General features: G+C 67.4%; 12 protein-coding genes. 6 read left to right on the top strand and 6 right to left on the bottom strand.

Annotated features, from left to right (window positions below; all coding sequences use genetic code 11):
* The first annotated feature begins 1 nt into the window (after position 1).
* Positions 2–2,359, top strand: coding sequence for a YbcC family protein (locus VJ897_RS01005; RefSeq protein ID WP_324052396.1), 2,358 nt, complete (start codon positions 2–4; stop codon positions 2,357–2,359).
* A 58-nt stretch (positions 2,360–2,417) separates the two neighbouring features.
* On the opposite strand, the gene VJ897_RS01000 is transcribed toward VJ897_RS01005, so the two are convergent.
* Positions 2,418–4,916 carry a GcvT family protein gene (locus VJ897_RS01000; protein WP_324052394.1) on the bottom strand — a complete coding sequence of 833 codons (2,499 nt, stop codon included), beginning with the start codon at positions 4,914–4,916 and terminating at the stop codon, positions 2,418–2,420.
* Positions 4,917–5,246: 330 nt separating this feature from the next.
* On the opposite strand from VJ897_RS01000, the gene panC reads away from it, so the two are divergent.
* Both panC and panB read left to right on the top strand, forming a co-directional pair.
* The gene (gene panC / locus VJ897_RS00995) at positions 5,247–6,098 is read left to right on the top strand and encodes a pantoate--beta-alanine ligase (protein ID WP_324052392.1); all 852 of its coding nucleotides are present in this window, start codon (positions 5,247–5,249) and stop codon (positions 6,096–6,098) included.
* Positions 6,095–6,907 (top strand): 3-methyl-2-oxobutanoate hydroxymethyltransferase, encoded by an 813-nt coding sequence (gene panB / locus VJ897_RS00990; protein WP_324052390.1) that lies wholly within the window; start codon positions 6,095–6,097, stop codon positions 6,905–6,907. The genes panC and panB overlap by 4 nt, the downstream gene beginning before the upstream one ends.
* A gap of 134 nt (positions 6,908–7,041) precedes the next feature.
* Here the strand turns inward: panB and VJ897_RS00985 are convergent, their stop codons facing one another.
* A complete protein-coding gene (locus VJ897_RS00985; RefSeq protein ID WP_324052388.1) occupies positions 7,042–8,028 on the bottom strand; it encodes a 2-hydroxyacid dehydrogenase in 987 nt (328 codons plus the stop codon).
* 110 nt (positions 8,029–8,138) lie between these two features.
* Between VJ897_RS00985 and VJ897_RS00980 the strand changes: the two genes are divergently transcribed.
* The 3 genes from VJ897_RS00980 to VJ897_RS00970 all read left to right on the top strand — a co-directional run bounded on the left by VJ897_RS00980 (position 8,139) and on the right by VJ897_RS00970 (position 9,938).
* Positions 8,139–8,666 carry an SH3 domain-containing protein gene (locus VJ897_RS00980; RefSeq protein ID WP_324052385.1) on the top strand — a complete coding sequence of 176 codons (528 nt, stop codon included), beginning with the start codon at positions 8,139–8,141 and terminating at the stop codon, positions 8,664–8,666.
* A 112-nt stretch (positions 8,667–8,778) separates the two neighbouring features.
* Positions 8,779–9,696: a cation diffusion facilitator family transporter gene (locus VJ897_RS00975; RefSeq protein WP_324052383.1), complete on the top strand. Its 918-nt coding sequence runs from the start codon at positions 8,779–8,781 to the stop codon at positions 9,694–9,696.
* Positions 9,693–9,938, top strand: coding sequence for a hypothetical protein (locus VJ897_RS00970; protein WP_324052381.1), 246 nt, complete (start codon positions 9,693–9,695; stop codon positions 9,936–9,938). Before VJ897_RS00975 ends, VJ897_RS00970 begins: the two co-directional genes overlap by 4 nt.
* Here the strand turns inward: VJ897_RS00970 and VJ897_RS00965 are convergent.
* The 4 genes from VJ897_RS00965 to coaBC are packed head-to-tail and all read right to left on the bottom strand — an operon-like array spanning position 9,912 to position 14,680.
* Positions 9,912–11,930, bottom strand: coding sequence for a M3 family metallopeptidase (locus tag VJ897_RS00965; RefSeq protein ID WP_324052379.1), 2,019 nt, complete (start codon positions 11,928–11,930; stop codon positions 9,912–9,914). The two genes, VJ897_RS00970 and VJ897_RS00965, sit on opposite strands and share 27 nt — an antisense overlap.
* A 5-nt stretch (positions 11,931–11,935) precedes the next feature.
* Entirely contained in the window at positions 11,936–12,985 is a 1,050-nt protein-coding gene (locus tag VJ897_RS00960) for a HesA/MoeB/ThiF family protein (protein ID WP_324052377.1), read from the bottom strand.
* Positions 12,982–13,434 (bottom strand): dUTP diphosphatase, encoded by a 453-nt coding sequence (gene dut, locus VJ897_RS00955; RefSeq protein ID WP_324052375.1) that lies wholly within the window; start codon positions 13,432–13,434, stop codon positions 12,982–12,984. Before dut ends, VJ897_RS00960 begins: the two co-directional genes overlap by 4 nt.
* Positions 13,435–13,486: 52 nt before the next feature.
* Complete coding sequence (gene coaBC / locus VJ897_RS00950; RefSeq protein ID WP_324052476.1) at positions 13,487–14,680, bottom strand: bifunctional phosphopantothenoylcysteine decarboxylase/phosphopantothenate--cysteine ligase CoaBC; 1,194 nt, start codon at positions 14,678–14,680, stop codon at positions 13,487–13,489.
* Positions 14,681–14,696 lie beyond the last annotated feature (16 nt).

The raw sequence follows: 14,696 nt of genomic DNA, 5'->3' as shown, positions 1-14,696 counted from the left end.
CATGTTCATGAAACACGACGAGACGACCACGGCACAGCAATCCGAGATCCTGTCAGCCGTCGAGGCCGCCACATGTGCCCTGCCGCCGGCCTTTCCGCTGGCCGCAACCGTGGCGGTCAACCCCTTCCTGGGGCAGGCAGAGGAAGACCTTGCCACGGCCTCGGCCAGGCTGCACCGCGTCGCCGGGGCCGGGGCGACGCAGGCACCTGGCGCCTACGCCGATGCCATCGCGAAGGGGCGCATCACGGATGCCGACCTGTCACAGGCCCTGGCTGCGGCGACAAGCCCCCGGAAACCCGAGGACATAGACGCCCTCAAGGCCCTGGCCCAGGGTGCCCCGCCCGATGCTCCGGCCGGGCCCCTGCCGACCCTCGCCGACCTGGCCGCACGCGAGACGGGCACTGACTGGCCCGGACTCATCGACCGGACACTGGGCCTTTGGGCGGCGGGACATTTCGACCGGGGGCAGGCGCTCTGGTCACCGCGGCCGGGCCAGGAGGCCTTCGCGGCCTGGCGCGAGTGGGCCACCCATGACCTGACCCCCGAGATCGCGGGATTGCAGGGCTTCTGCGCACATGTCCTGGGCGCACCGGACACGGCCGACCGTGCCACGCTACGCGCCGCGCGGTCCCTTGGCCTGTCCGGCGCGGCCGCCGAGACCGTCTTTCACCGGCTCTTCATGGACATGGGCGGCTGGGCGCAGCACGCACGCTGGCTGCACTGGCAGGCCGGGCAGCGCGGCGAAACCGACACGACACCCGCCGCGCTTCTGGCGATCCGGCTGATCTGGGAAGAGGCCTTGCTTGCCCACCTGCCCGACCTGGCCGGCCGCTGGGCCGAAACCCTCGCCGCCCATGCCGAGCCGGTCGCGCCAGGGCAAACCGACGTGACGCTGGCCGTGCTGCAGGAGGCCGCCGAACGGGCACACCAGCGCCGTCTGGCCCAAGCTCTGGACGGCGGCACCGTTGCTGCGGCGACGCGCCCCACGCTTCAGGCGGCCTTCTGTATCGACGTCCGGTCCGAGGTTTTCCGGCGGGCGCTGGAAAGCCTTGACCCGGGAATCGAGACCATCGGTTTCGCCGGATTCTTCGGCCTGCCGCTGTCGCATCGCGCGCAAGGCTCCGACCTGGCCGAGGCGCATCTGCCGGTCCTTCTTAGCGCGGCAGTCGAAACAACCAGCGCTGCCGACCCGGAAACGGAACAGGCCGTCCGGATCGCCGCCAGGGCCAAGAGGGCCTGGGGCCGGTTCCGGCAGGCGGCTGTCTCGTCCTTCGCCTTCGTCGAGGCGGCCGGGCCGCTTTACGCGGGCAAACTGCTGGGCGCAGCCCTGGGTCGGCCGGACAGGGCTGCCGCCCCCGATCCGGCCCCGCAGGTGATCGGCGGTCTGAGCCCCGAGGCCAAGGCCGAGACCGCGGAAACCGTGCTGCGCGCCATGAGCCTGACCGAGGGACACGCCCCGATCGTGCTGCTGTTGGGACACGGGGCACAGGTCACCAACAACCCGCACGAAAGCGCCTATCACTGCGGCGCCTGCGGCGGCCAGACCGGCGAGATCTCGGCGCGGATGCTGGCGGCGCTGCTCAACGACCCGGATACGCGCGCCGGGCTGGCCGCGCGGGGGATGCCCCTGCCCGAGGACACGCTCTTCGTTGCCGGGCTGCACGACACCACGACCGACAGGGTGACGCTGCACGATCTGGACAGTGCGGCCGCCGACCTGGCCCCTGTCAAGGACTGGCTGGCGCAGGCGAGCCGGATCGCCCGGGCCGAGCGCGCCCCGACCCTGCCCGGCGCACAAGCTGACACCATTTCGCGGCGTGCCCTTGACTGGGCGGAAGTGCGTCCCGAATGGGGGTTGGCAGGATGCGCCGCCTTCATCGCGGCCCCGCGCGCAGCAACCGCGGGGCGCGACCTGGGCGGACGCGCCTTCCTGCACAGCTATGACTGGCGTGCCGATGAAGGGTTCTCGACGCTGGAGCTGATCCTGACCGCCCCGGTCGTGGTGGCCAGTTGGATCAGCCTGCAATACTACGGGTCCTCTGTCGCACCGGAGGTTTTCGGCGGCGGCAACAAGCTTATCCACAATGTCACCAGCGGCATCGGCGTCGTGCAGGGCAACGGCGGTCGCCTCCGCCCCGGCCTGCCCTGGCAGGCGGTGCATGACGGCGAGGCTCTGCGTCACGAGCCGCTACGCCTGTCTGTCCTGATCGAGGCCCCGCAAGACGCGATCACGGCGGTGCTGGAGGCCCATCCCGAGGTCAGGGCGCTTTTCGACAATCACTGGCTGCACCTGCTCGCGCTGGACGAGGGTCGCGTGGCCGCGCGCTACCGGCCGGGGCTGACCTGGCAAAGCGCCTAAGAATGAAAAAGGGCGCGCCCCGCGGGGCGCGCCCGGTCCGGACCATTGACGGATGGTTTCACCCGTCCGTGCGGATTGTCTCGTTCTTTGGGTCGTAGGGCGAATCCACCACCACCTCGGCATCCCAGAGCCGGTCCAGCATCCTGATCTTCAGCCGGTTGCCGGGTTCGGCCAGTTCGGGGCGGACATAGCCCATGCCGATGGACCTGCCGAAATGCACTGAATACCCGCCCGAAGTCAGGCGCCCGACCTTTTCGTCACCATCGTAAAGCGCCTCGACCCCCCAGGGGTCCGCGTCCTCGGGCCCATCGATCAGCAGCGTGCAACACTTGGTGCGCAGGCCGATCTCCTCCATCGCGATCTTGCCCTGGAAATCCTTGGACAGGTCCACGAAGCGCGGCAGGTCGGCTTCGAGCGGGGTGGCGTCGCGGCCAAGTTCGTGCCCGAAGGCGCGGTAGCTCTTCTCCTGGCGCAACCAGTTCTGCGCCCGTGCCCCGACCAGCTTCATGCCGTGCTTTTCGCCGGCCGCCTCAAGCAGGTCGAACAGGTAGTTCTGCATTTCGATGGGGTGATGCAATTCCCAGCCCAACTCGCCGGTATAGGCCACCCGGATCGCGTTGACCGGGCACATGCCCAGCTCGATCTGCCGCGCGCTCAGCCAGGGGAACCGCTTGTTCGACAGGGCTGTTCCGGGCTCGGCGTCCTTGATGACCTCGGCCAGGACATCGCGCGATTTCGGCCCGGCAATGGCGAAGACGCCGTATTGCGTGGTCACGTTTTCAACCGCGATGTATCCGAACTCCGATGCCTTGTCCGCGGCGCACTTGCGCAGGTAATCGCCGTCATAATCCGTCAGCGCACCCGACGAGACGAGGTAGTATTCATCCTGGGCCAGCCGCACGATGGTGTATTCCGTGCGCGTCGTTCCCTGCGGCGTCAGCGCGTAGGTCAGGTTGATGCGGCCCACCTTGGGCAGCTTGTTGCAAGTGAACCAGTCGAGGAAGGCTGTCGCGCCCGGCCCCTTGACCGTGTGCTTGGTGAAGGCGCTGGCATCGAGCAGCCCGACGCCCTCACGCACCGCCTTGGCCTCGTCCACGGCGTATTGCCACCAGCCGCCGCGGCGGAAGCTGCGCGCGTCATGGTCGAAGCCGTCGGGCGCCTCCAGCGGGCCGAAATAGTTGGGCCGCTCGAAGCCATTGACGCAGCCGAACTGCGCGCCGCGCGCCTTGAGCCGGTCATAGCTGGGCGCGGTGCGCAGCGGGCGGCACTTCTCACGCTCCTCGTCAGGGTGGTGCAGGATGTAGACATGTTCGTAGGCTTCTTCGCTCTTGCGGGCGCTGTATTCGGTCGTGATCCAGCCGCCGAACCGCTTGGGGTCGAGCGACGCCATGTCGATCTCGGCCTCGCCCTCGACCATCATCTGCGCCAGATAATAACCGGTCCCGCCCGCCGCCGTGATCCCGAAGGAAAAGCCCTCGGCCAGCCACATGTTGCGCAGACCCGGGGCCGGGCCGACCAGCGGGTTGCCGTCGGGCGTGTAGCAGATCGGGCCGTTGTAATCGTCCTTCAACCCCACCTCTTCTGTGGACGGAATCCGATGGATCATGGACATGTATTCCTCCTCGATCCGCTCCAGGTCCAGCGGGAAGAGGTCAGCGCGGAACGTGTCGGGCACCCCGTATTCGAAACAGGCCGGCGCGTTCAGCTCGTAGGGCCCCAGGATCCAGCCGCCGCGTTCCTCGCGCACATACCACTTGGCGTCAGCGTCGCGCAGAACCGGGTGCTCGGGGTTGTCCTTGCGCCAGGCCACCAGCGCCGGGTCCGCATCGGTGACGATGAACTGATGCTCGACCGGGATCGCGGCGCTCTTGATGCCCAGAAGTCGCGCGGTGCGCTGCGCGTGGTTGCCGCTGGCGGTGACAACATGCTCGGCCGAGATGACGATCTGCTCGTCGCTGGGCACGAGGTTGCCGCCCTTCTCGACCATCCTGGTGCAGGTCACGTCCCAATGGTCGCCCTTCCATTCGAACCCGTCGGCCTGCCACTTGCGCTCGATCGTCACGCCGCGCTGGCGCGCGCCCTTGGCCATGGCCATGGTCAGGTCGGCCGGGTTGATATAGCCGTCCTCGGGGTGGTAAATCGCGCCCTTCAGGTCCTCGGTGTTCACCAGCGGCCAGCTTTCCTTGATCTGCGCAGGTGTCATCCATTCATAATGAATACCCACCGTTTCGGCGGTCGAGGCATAGACCATGTATTCGTCCATGCGGTCCTGGGTGCGGGCCATGCGCAGGTTGCCCACGACAGAAAACCCGGCGTTCAGACCGGTCTCTTCCTCAAGGGTCTTGTAGAACCTGACCGAGTAGTCGTGGATATGGCTGACCGCGTAGGACATGTTGTAGAGCGGCAGAAGGCCGGCGGCGTGCCAGGTGCTGCCGCTGGTCAGTTCGTCCCGCTCCAGCAGCAGGATGTCATCCCAGCCCGCACGAGCCAGGTGATAGGCGACCGAGGTGCCGATGGCGCCGCCACCGATGACAAGCGCACGGACATTGGTTTTCATCTTCGCGACTCCACTAAGCGTTTTCGCCGCTACAATGCCGCAAATCCTGCGCAGCGCACGAAGTGCAGCCGACGCCACGCCGCCCAAAACCGACGCCCGCCTGCAGCCCCCGCTTTTTTGGGTCGAAGATTGCGCGACGGGGGCGGCGCCCACCGCACATGTCGCTCCGCTGATCGCGACGCGGCAGCGCGATCATCCTCCGCTGGTGAATTGAGAGCCTGCGGAGGCCCGGGATCGGGCTCCCGATCATCCCCGGTTACGGCGGTTGCCCGCCCGGCCCGGCCCGGTGTAAGCCTTCGGGGCACACAACGCCGCCGCCCGGGACAGCCCATGCAGATCTGCCGCACCGTTTTCGACCTCCGCGCCGCCGTGGCCCGGTTCCGCGCCAGCGGCGAGGGTGTCGGCCTGGTCACGACCATGGGCGCGCTGCACGACGGTCACATGGCCCTGGTAAGCGAAGCGCGGGCGGCGCATGACCGGGTCGTGGCAACGATCTTCGTGAATCCCACGCAATTCGGTGAGGCCGCCGACCTGGAAACCTATCCACGCACCGAAGCGCGGGACCTGGAACACCTCGAAGCGGCCGGGATCGACGCGGTCCTGATCCCCGAGATCGGCGAGATCTACCCCGAGGGCGACGAGACCGTGGTCGAGACGACGCGCCTGGCCAACATCCTCCACGGCGCCGTCCGGCCCGGCCATTTCCGCGGCGTGACCACCGTGGTCGCAAAACTGTTCAACATCTGCCAGCCGGATGCCGCCTATTTCGGGGAAAAGGACTACCAGCAATTGCACGTGATCAAGCGCATGGTGCGCGACTTGCACATGCCGCTGAAAATCCGTGGCGTCCCCACCGTGCGCGAACCCGACGGACTGGCCATGTCCAGCCGCAACAGCCGCCTGACAGAGGAAGACCGCGCCGCTGCGCCCATCCTGGCGCGCGCGCTCGATGCGGCGCAGTCCATGGGCGCGGCCACGGTCGAGGATCTTGCCCGGACCATCAGGGACACCATCGCCGGTGAGCCGCGCGCCACGCTGAAGGGCCTGGACATTGTCCGGCTGCCCGATTTCACGCCCGCCACCGGCCGCCTGTCCGCGCCGGTCGGCATCATGATATCCGCCGAATTCGGCAGCGGGGACAACCATGTCCTCTTGATCGACCAGAGGGAGGTCCACCCATGAGCGCCCAGACCGAAACCGTCCGGCGCACGACCGTGCCGCAGATCCGCGCCCGCAAGGGCGGTGAGCCGATCGTCTCGCTGACTTCCTACCATGCCCATACGGCCGCGCTGGTCGACAAACACGCCGATTTCATCCTGGTGGGCGACAGCCTCGGCATGGTGATGCACGGGATGGAAAGCACGTTGGGCGTGTCGCTGGACCTGATGATCATGCATGGCAAGGCCGTGGTGCGCGGAACCAAGCGGGCTCTGGTCGTGGTGGACATGCCCTTCGGCACCTACGAGGAAAGCCCCAACATGGCCTTCCGCAACGCCGCGAAGATCATGAAGGACACCCAGTGCCAAGCGATCAAACTGGAAGGCGGCGCACGCATGGCCGAGACCATCAGGTTCCTCGTGGACCGCGGCATTCCGGTGATGGCGCATGTCGGCCTGACCCCGCAATCGGTGAACACGATGGGCGGCTTCAAGGTGCAGGGCCGCGACGAGGACGCCTGGCGCGTGCATGTCGAAGACGCCAAGGCGGTCGCCGAGGCGGGCGCCTTTGCCGTTGTGGTCGAAGGCGTGGTCGAGGACCTGGCCAACCGCATCACCGAGGCCGTCGATATCCCCACCATCGGCATCGGCGCCTCGAAAAACTGCGACGGCCAGATCCTCGTGCTCGAGGACATGCTTGGCCTGAACCCCTGGACGCCGAGATTCGTCAAGGTCTACGGCCAACTTGGACCGATGATCGAAGAGGCGGTCAAAGCCTATGCCGACGACGTGAAATCCCGCGCCTTTCCGGGGCCCGACGAGGTCTATCGCTAACGCCGATCGCGGTGCGGACGGCTGAAAATTTTCCTCAAGTCCAGTTACTTGGCACCACCGGTCATGGTGCCCGGGCACATGCGGACAACGACTTCATGCGGTTTTCGACCCATCCCATGACCCGCTGAGCGGCGCTAAAGCATTGCCGGGACAACCTGGTCGGGCGGCCGGTGCCCATCGTCAAAGGTCTTGATGTTCAAAAGCACCTTCTCGCCCATCTCGATGCGGCCCTCGCGCGTGGCCGATCCCATGTGCGGCAGCAGCACCACGTTCTTGAGCTCGCGCAAGCGCGGATTGATCTGGTTGCCGTGTTCGAAAACATCCAGCCCCGCCCCGGCCAGTTCGCCCGCGCGCAGCATCCGTGTCAGGGCGTTCTCGTCGATGACCTCGCCGCGCGAGGTGTTCACGATCACCGCGTCCTCTTTCATCAGCTTGAGCCGCCGGGCGTTCATCAGGTGAAAGGTCGAGGGCGTGTGCGGACAGTTGACCGAGATCACGTCCATCCGCGCGACCATCTGGTCGAGGCTTTCCCAGTAAGTGGCGCCCAAGTCGTCCTCGGTTTCCGGGCGCAGGCGGCGGCGATTGTGATAATGCACCTGCATGCCAAAGGCCGCCGCACGGCGCGCAACCGCCTGGCCGATCCGGCCCATGCCCAGAATGCCCAGCCGCCGCCCCGCGATCCGTCCGCCCAGCATGGCGTTCGGCGCCCAGCCGCTCCATTCGCCCGACTGCATCCGCGCCAGTCCCTCGGGGATGCGGCGCGTCACGGCCAGCATGAGCGCCATGGTCATGTCGGCAGTGTCCTCGGTGGCCACGCCAGGCGTGTTGGAGACCAGGATGCCGCGCTGGCGGGCCGTGCCCACGTCGATATGATCCACCCCGGCGCCATAGTTGGCGATCAGTTTAAGCCGCTCTCCGGCCTGGCCCAGAAGCCCGGCGTTGATGGTGTCCGTCAGCGTCGGCACCAGCACGTCGCAATGCTGGAGCGATTGCGCCAGGTCCTCGGGGGTCATCGGACTGTCGTCATCGCGCAGCTGAACGTCGAAGAGCTCCTTCATGCGGGTCTCGACCACCTCGGGCAACCGTCGCGTGACGACAACACTCAGGCGTTTGCGTGGCATCCTGGGCCCTCCGTCGCTTTCCAGCCATCATCCTGTGTGGCAACCTGCCCGCATCGGCGCCGGGGCACAAGAACCCCGCGCGCAAGAGGCGCACATTGGCGGGTGGTTCCATGACAGTCTTGCGGCAGGTTCTGGCCTGTGTCTTCGTGCTCTGGGCAGGGTGCGTCCCGGCGCAGGACGCCGCAGGGCCAGCCGCCACGACATCCGAAACCCGCGGCCCGGTGACCAACCTGCCGCTGCCGCGTTTCGTTTCTCTCAAGGCGAACGAAGCCAATGTCCGGCGCGGACCCAGCCTGTCGCACCGGATCGACTGGGTCTTCAAGCGCCGCGACATGCCACTACAGGTGATTGCCGAATACGGACACTGGCGCCGCGTCACCGACCACGAGGGCATGGGCGGCTGGGTGCATTACTCGCTGTTGTCGGGCAATCGCACGGTGATCGTGCAACGTGACATGCTGCCGCTTCTGGCCCGCCCGGTCGAGGCTTCGCCGCAAACCGCCATCCTCGAACGTGGCGTCATCGCGGAGCTGGATGAATGCAGCCGCGACTGGTGCCGCCTCGTGGCGGGCGGGCACCGCGGCTGGGCGTCCAAGCCGGTGCTATGGGGCGTGTTTCCACACGAGATTCGCGAATAACGCACTTGCGATGGGTCTTCGGACGTTTCCTGCCACCTTTGACATTTGCCCGGCGCGCCCGGCCGCGAACAAGCGATTCAGGTCGCTGCGGAAATGCTGTAACTTCTGGTCCATGACGGTTTCTCATCACAGACTGAACCTTTCGGCCGGCATCGCCTCGGTCACGGTTGCCCTGGTGCTGGTGGGCGCCAAGTTCTGGGCTTTCGGGCAGACAGGCTCGCTGGCCGTGGCCGCCGCGCTGGCCGACAGCGCGCTGGACCTGATGATGTCGCTGGGCGGGCTGGCGGCCATCGCCTATGCGGCGAAACCGGCCGATGCGGACCACGCCTTTGGCCACAACGCGGCCGAAGACCTGGCCGCGCTGGCACAATCGCTGATCATCACCGCCTCGGCCGGGGTAATCGGCGGGGCGGCGATCCTCCGCCTCGTGGCCGGAAACAGTCCCATGCCCGCGCAGGAGAGCAAGGGAATCGCGGTGATGGTGGTCTCCATCCTCCTCACCGGGGCGCTGGTCTGGTGGCAGCGCCGGGTGGCGCGCCTGACCGGCAACAGGGTCGTGGCCGCCGACAGCCTGCATTACGTGGGCGACCTCGTACCAAATGTCGGCGCGCTGCTGGCGCTGGTCGCCTCGGCCCGGTTCGGGCTGGGCCAGGTTGACAGCATCGTCGCCCTTGGGGCCGCCGGTATGCTGATCATCGGCGCCGTGCGGATCGGGCGTGCCGCCTGGCATGCCCTGATGGACCGGCAGGCCGATCCGTCAACGCTGGCCGGGATCGAGCGGGTCGTCGCGGACTTTCCGGGCGTGCTGGGCTATCACGACCTCAAGACCCGGCAATCGGGCAGCCGTCTCTTCGTCAACCTGCACATCGAGCTGGACGGAACCCAGACGCTGGACGAGGCCCATTCCATCGGCGCCGCGCTGCGCCGGGCCATCCTGGCCGATTATCCACAGGCCGACGTGCTGATCCACAAGGACCCGCACGGCGTGACCCCGCATCCCAACGACCCCCAGAAGGAGGACCCATCGTGACCCCCGATATCCTGGAAGCCCGCCTGATCGCCCAGCGCAAGCTGCTGGCCCGGATCGTCGCCGCCCTGCAGGACCCGAGCGTGGACAGCTACCTTGCCGACCGGAACCACCTGGAACTGGGCGCCGAAGACCCCGGCGCGGTGCCCGACGAGGCCCTGGCCTTTGTCGGGGCCGTGGCCGATGAACTGCGCGAGATCGAGAAGCTGGCCGAGCGTCTACGCGGCCAACCCCCGGCCACGTAGAAGCGCCGCCGCGTCCGGAAGCCCGCCGCGAAACCGCGTGTAGAGCGTCGCTGCCTCCTCTGCGCCGCCCTGCGACAGGATATGCGCCTCCAGCGCCCTTGCCATTTCCGCATCGAAGGGTCCCCCGGCCTGCTGAAACGCCTCGAAGGCGTCAGCATCCATGACCTCGGACCACATGTAGCTGTAATAGCCCGAGGAATAGCCGTCGCCCGCAAAGACATGCGCGAAATGCGGTGTGGCGTGGCGCATCCGAATGGCAGCCGGCATCCCGATTTCTTCCAGCACCTCGGCCTGTTTCTGCATCGGGTCCGCCGGGGCCGGGCCGTCATGAAAGGCTAGGTCCACCAGCGCAGACCCCAGGTATTCCACCGTCTGGAAGCCGGCATCATGGGTGGTGGCCGCCAGCAGCCGGTCCAGAAGATCGCGCGGCATGGTCTCACCGGTTTCGGCGTGGGTGGCAAAGCGTTCCAGCACCTCGGGCACCTCCAGCCAGTGCTCGAAAAGCTGGCTGGGCAATTCCACGAAGTCCCGCGCCACCGAGGTGCCGCTGATCGAGGCATGGGTGACATCCGAAAGGATCTGATGCAGGGCATGGCCGAACTCATGAAACAGCGTCCGCGCATCATCATAGGACAGCAAAGCAGGCCTTTCCCAAGACGGTTTGGCAAAATTGCACACGTTCACCACATGGGGCCGAATGTCGCCCGCCAGCTTCTGCTGGCTGCGGATAGCACTGCACCAGGCCCCCGAGCGTTTCGAGCCGCGTGCGAAATAATCCCCGATGAAAACGGCCATGTGCTGCCCGTCGCGCGTGACCTCCCAGGCGCGCACATCCGGGTGATAGAGAGGGGCATCGATTTCACGGAAGTCCAGCCCGAAGAGGCGATGCGCGCAGTCGAAGGCCGCCTCGATCATCCGGTCAAGCTGCAGGTACGGCTTTATCTCTTCCTCGTTCAGGTCGTGCTCGGCGGCGCGGCGCCTCTCGCTGTAGAAGTGCCAGTCCCAGGGTTGCAGCGGCCCGTCGCTCCCGTCGGCGTGCAGCATGTCCTCCAGCACCTTCGCATCCGCCTCGGCGGCGCGTTTGGCCGGGGTCCAGACCTGCATCAACAGGTCGCGGACAGCCGCGGGCGTACGGGCCATCTCTGTTTCCAACTTGTAGGCGGCGAAAGTGTCATAGCCGAGCAGGGCCGCGCGGTCCTCGCGCAGGTGCAGCACCTCGGCGGCAATGGCGCGATTGTCCGTTTCGCCGCCCATGGCGCCGCGCGATGTCCAGGCCTCGTAGGCTGTTTTCCGCAGGGCCCGGTCGGGGCAGAACTGCAGGAAGGGCACGATCAGAGAGCGCGAGGTGGTCACCACCGGGCCACGGCCCCGTTCGACCCCCGCCGCGCGGGCGGCATCCTGCACGAAGCCGGGCAGGGCCTGCAAATCCTGTTCGGACAGGTCCATGCACCAGTCGCGCTCATCGGCCAGCAGATTCTGCGTGAATTGCGTGCCCAGTTCGGCCAGCCGCTGCTTGATCACTTTGAGTCGCTCGGCCTCGGCCCCCTGCAACTGCGCCCCCGCCCGCACGAAACCACGTCTGGTCACCATCAGCACCCGGGCCTGTTCATCGGTCAGGTCCAAGGCATCGCGATCCTGCCAGAGCGTCTCGATCCGCGCCAAAAGCGCCGCGTTCGAGGTGACCTCGGAGCCATAGGCGGCCAGTTTCGGGGAAAACTCACGCATCAGTGCCTGGCGCGCATCGTTGCTGTCCGCCCCGGCCTGCGCGAAAAAGGCGCCCAGCACACGACCCAGTGTTTCATCGGCCAGTTCGAGCGCCTCGATCGTGTTGGCGAAGGTCGGCGGATCGGGGTTGTCCGCGATCGCGGCGACATTGGTCCGCGCCGCGTCCAGCGCGGCCTCGACCGCCGGGGCGTAGTCGGCATCGGTGACCCGGTCATAGGGTGGCAGGCCGAAAGGCGTGTCCCAGTCGGAAAGCAAGGGATTGGTCATGTCATCTATCCTTTTCGGGCGGTCCCGCAAACAGGGCAATCGGCGCGCGGCTTCATCGCCAGCACGCGGGTTTCGGCGAATAGCGCGTCATGGATCATCATGCGCCCGCGCAGCCCCTCGCCCGCGCCGGTAATCGCCTTGATCGCCTCGACTGCCATCATGGACCCAACGATGCCCGGTAGCGGGCCCACGATCCCCGCCTCGGCACAACTGGGGACAAGCCCCGGTGCGGGACGTTCGGGGAAGATGCACTCATAGCAGGGCGTGCCATTGGCCGGGTCATAAAGGCTGATCTGCCCCTCCCACTGGGTCAGGGCGGCGGCCACCAGGGGGACGCCCTTTTGCGCACAAGTGCGGTTGACCAGGTAACGCGTGTCGAAATTGTCCGACCCGTCGAGAACCAGGTCGTAATCGTCGAACAGCTCGCCCGCGATGGCGTCCGTCAGGCGGCGCTGGTAGGGGCGCACGGTCACGAAGGGGTTGAGCGCGGCCATCGCCTCTGCCGCCGAATGCACCTTGGGCATGCCGATGCGGGCATCGGTATGGATCACCTGGCGTTGCAGGTTGGAATTGTCGACCAGGTCATCGTCGATCAGGCCGATGGTGCCGACCCCGGCGGCGGCCAGGTATTGCAACACGGGCGCGCCCAACCCCCCGGCCCCGATCACCAGCACGCGGGCCTCCTTGAGGGCCTTTTGCCCCGGCCCGCCGATCTCGCGCAGGATGATGTGGCGCGCATAGCGGTCCAGTTCGGTCTCGGTAAAACCACCAGAGACCGGCGCCGCCACGGCCTGCCGGCGCCGCGCGCGGGCCTTGACCCGGCGAAAGCCAAGACTATAGGCCCAGACCACGAGACCCAGCCCGATCAGCAACCCCCAAAGGCGCGGGTCACTGCCTGTCGCCTCGCGCAGGGGATGGCCATCGGGCAGGACCAGCTGCACCAGCAGCACCGCACCCAGCAGAACGCCGATCATCGTGAAACGCGCCGCGTAGGGCGCCTTCATCACCACACCGATCCCCCAGAGCGCCGCCGCCATGGCGAGGACTACCGTCATGCCGCCCCCGTCGAGCCAAAGCCCCCCTCGCCCCGGTCAGTCTCGTCCAGCGATCCGACCGCGAAACCAGCCTGCACCACCGGGGCTACGACCATCTGCGCAATGCGGTCGCCATGGGTCACCGTGTAGGCCGCCTCGCCGGTATTCTGCAGGATCACGCCCAATGGTCCGCGATAGTCGCTGTCGATGGTGCCCGGGCTGTTGGGCAGGGTGATCCCGTGCTTGAGCGCCAGCCCCGAGCGGGGCCGGACCTGCACCTCGTAGCCAACCGGAATCGCCAGGCGCAGCCCCGTGGGGACAAGCGCCCGGGCGCCGGGGGCCAGCTCCAGCCGCCCGCGATCGGCGAGATTGGCGCGCAGATCGGCCCCGGCGGCGCGCGCGCTGGCATAGTCCGGCAGGCCCAGCGCCTGGTCCGCGCCTTCGACCCATTCGAAACGGATGGTCACCATGCCCGCCCCTGCTCCTGGTTGCTTTCAGCAGATAGACCCGGTTGCAACGGTCTCAACCCAGAGCCTCGGCAATCTTTGCGGCCAGGCGCGCCGCCACGGCATTCTTGTCCATGCGCGGCCAGTCCTCCACCCCGTCGGCGGTGACAAGGTGCACCTTGTTCTCGGCCCCGCCCATGATGCCAGTGCCGGGGCTGACGTCATTGGCCAGCAACCAGTCACAACCCTTGCGGGCGCGCTTGGCCGTGGCGTGTTCGACGACCTTCTCGGTCTCGGCGGCGAAGCCCACCACGAGAGAGGGTCGCCCCCGATCGCGCTGGCTGACCGCGGCGAGGATATCCGGGTTCTCGGCGAATCCCAGCTCCGGCAGGCCGTTGGCACCCTTCTTGATCTTCTGGTGGCTGGCCTCGGTCACATGCCAATCGGCCACGGCCGCGGCGAAGATCGCCGCATCCGCCGGGTCCGCGGCCTCGACAGCCGCCAGCATCTGCCGGGCGGTCTCGACGGGGACGACATCGACGCCCGCCGGCGCGGGAACCACAGCCGGACCGGTGACGAATGTAACCTGCGCGCCCAGGTCGCGCAGCGCCGCGGCAATGGCCGTGCCCTGCGCGCCCGAGGACCGGTTGGCGATATAGCGCACCGGGTCGATGGGTTCATGGGTTGGCCCCGAGGTGACGAGCACGTGGCGGCCGGTCAGAGGCCCCTGCCCCAGGGCCGTCTCGATGGCCGAGACGATCTCCAGCGGCTCGGCCATGCGGCCCGGCCCGTATTCACCGCAGGCCATGTTCCCGTCCGTGGGGCCCGCGAACAGGATGCCGTCCGCGCGCAGGCGCTCGGCATTGCGCCGAGTCGCGGGATGGTCCCACATGCGCACGTTCATGGCCGGGGCGATCAGCACGCGCTTGTCCGTCGCCAGCAGCAGGGTCGAGGCCAGGTCATCGGCCAGCCCGCCGGCCATCTTGCCCATGAGGTCGGCAGTCGCCGGGGCGACCACCACCATGTCGGAGGCACGGCTCAGTTCTATGTGGCCCATCTCGGCCTCGGCCGTCAGATCGAAGAGGTCGCGATAGACCTGCTGCCCGGCCAGAGCCGAGAGACTGAGCGGCGTGACGAATTCCGCACCGGCCCCGGTCAGGACAGGCGTCACCGCGGCGCCGCGCTCACGCAGCCTGCGGACAAGGTCCAGCGCCTTGAAGGCGGCGATACCGCCCCCGACGATCAGCAGGATGGATTTGCCATTCAGCATGGCCCGGCCTTTCATG

Origin of the sequence: Salibaculum sp. (genome assembly GCF_035270045.1) — a bacterium.
Lineage (GTDB): Bacteria > Pseudomonadota > Alphaproteobacteria > Rhodobacterales > Rhodobacteraceae > Salibaculum.
This window is presented reverse-complemented; position numbering and strand designations above follow the sequence as displayed.

Excerpts from the sequence above, each read along its gene's own strand:
- panC (WP_324052392.1), top strand. The coding sequence starts at position 5,247 with ATGCAGATCTGCCGCACCGTTTTCGACCTCCGCGCCGCCGTGGCCCGG.
- VJ897_RS00980 (WP_324052385.1), top strand. The coding sequence starts at position 8,139 with ATGACAGTCTTGCGGCAGGTTCTGGCCTGTGTCTTCGTGCTCTGGGCA.
- VJ897_RS00965 (WP_324052379.1), bottom strand. The coding sequence starts at position 11,930 with ATGACCAATCCCTTGCTTTCCGACTGGGACACGCCTTTCGGCCTGCCA.
- VJ897_RS00960 (WP_324052377.1), bottom strand. The coding sequence starts at position 12,985 with ATGACGGTAGTCCTCGCCATGGCGGCGGCGCTCTGGGGGATCGGTGTG.
- VJ897_RS00985 (WP_324052388.1), bottom strand. The coding sequence starts at position 8,028 with ATGCCACGCAAACGCCTGAGTGTTGTCGTCACGCGACGGTTGCCCGAG.
- VJ897_RS00975 (WP_324052383.1), top strand. The coding sequence starts at position 8,779 with ATGACGGTTTCTCATCACAGACTGAACCTTTCGGCCGGCATCGCCTCG.
- panB (WP_324052390.1), top strand. The coding sequence starts at position 6,095 with ATGAGCGCCCAGACCGAAACCGTCCGGCGCACGACCGTGCCGCAGATC.
- dut (WP_324052375.1), bottom strand. The coding sequence starts at position 13,434 with ATGGTGACCATCCGTTTCGAATGGGTCGAAGGCGCGGACCAGGCGCTG.
- VJ897_RS01005 (WP_324052396.1), top strand. The coding sequence starts at position 2 with ATGTTCATGAAACACGACGAGACGACCACGGCACAGCAATCCGAGATC.
- coaBC (WP_324052476.1), bottom strand. The coding sequence starts at position 14,680 with ATGCTGAATGGCAAATCCATCCTGCTGATCGTCGGGGGCGGTATCGCC.
- VJ897_RS01000 (WP_324052394.1), bottom strand. The coding sequence starts at position 4,916 with ATGAAAACCAATGTCCGTGCGCTTGTCATCGGTGGCGGCGCCATCGGC.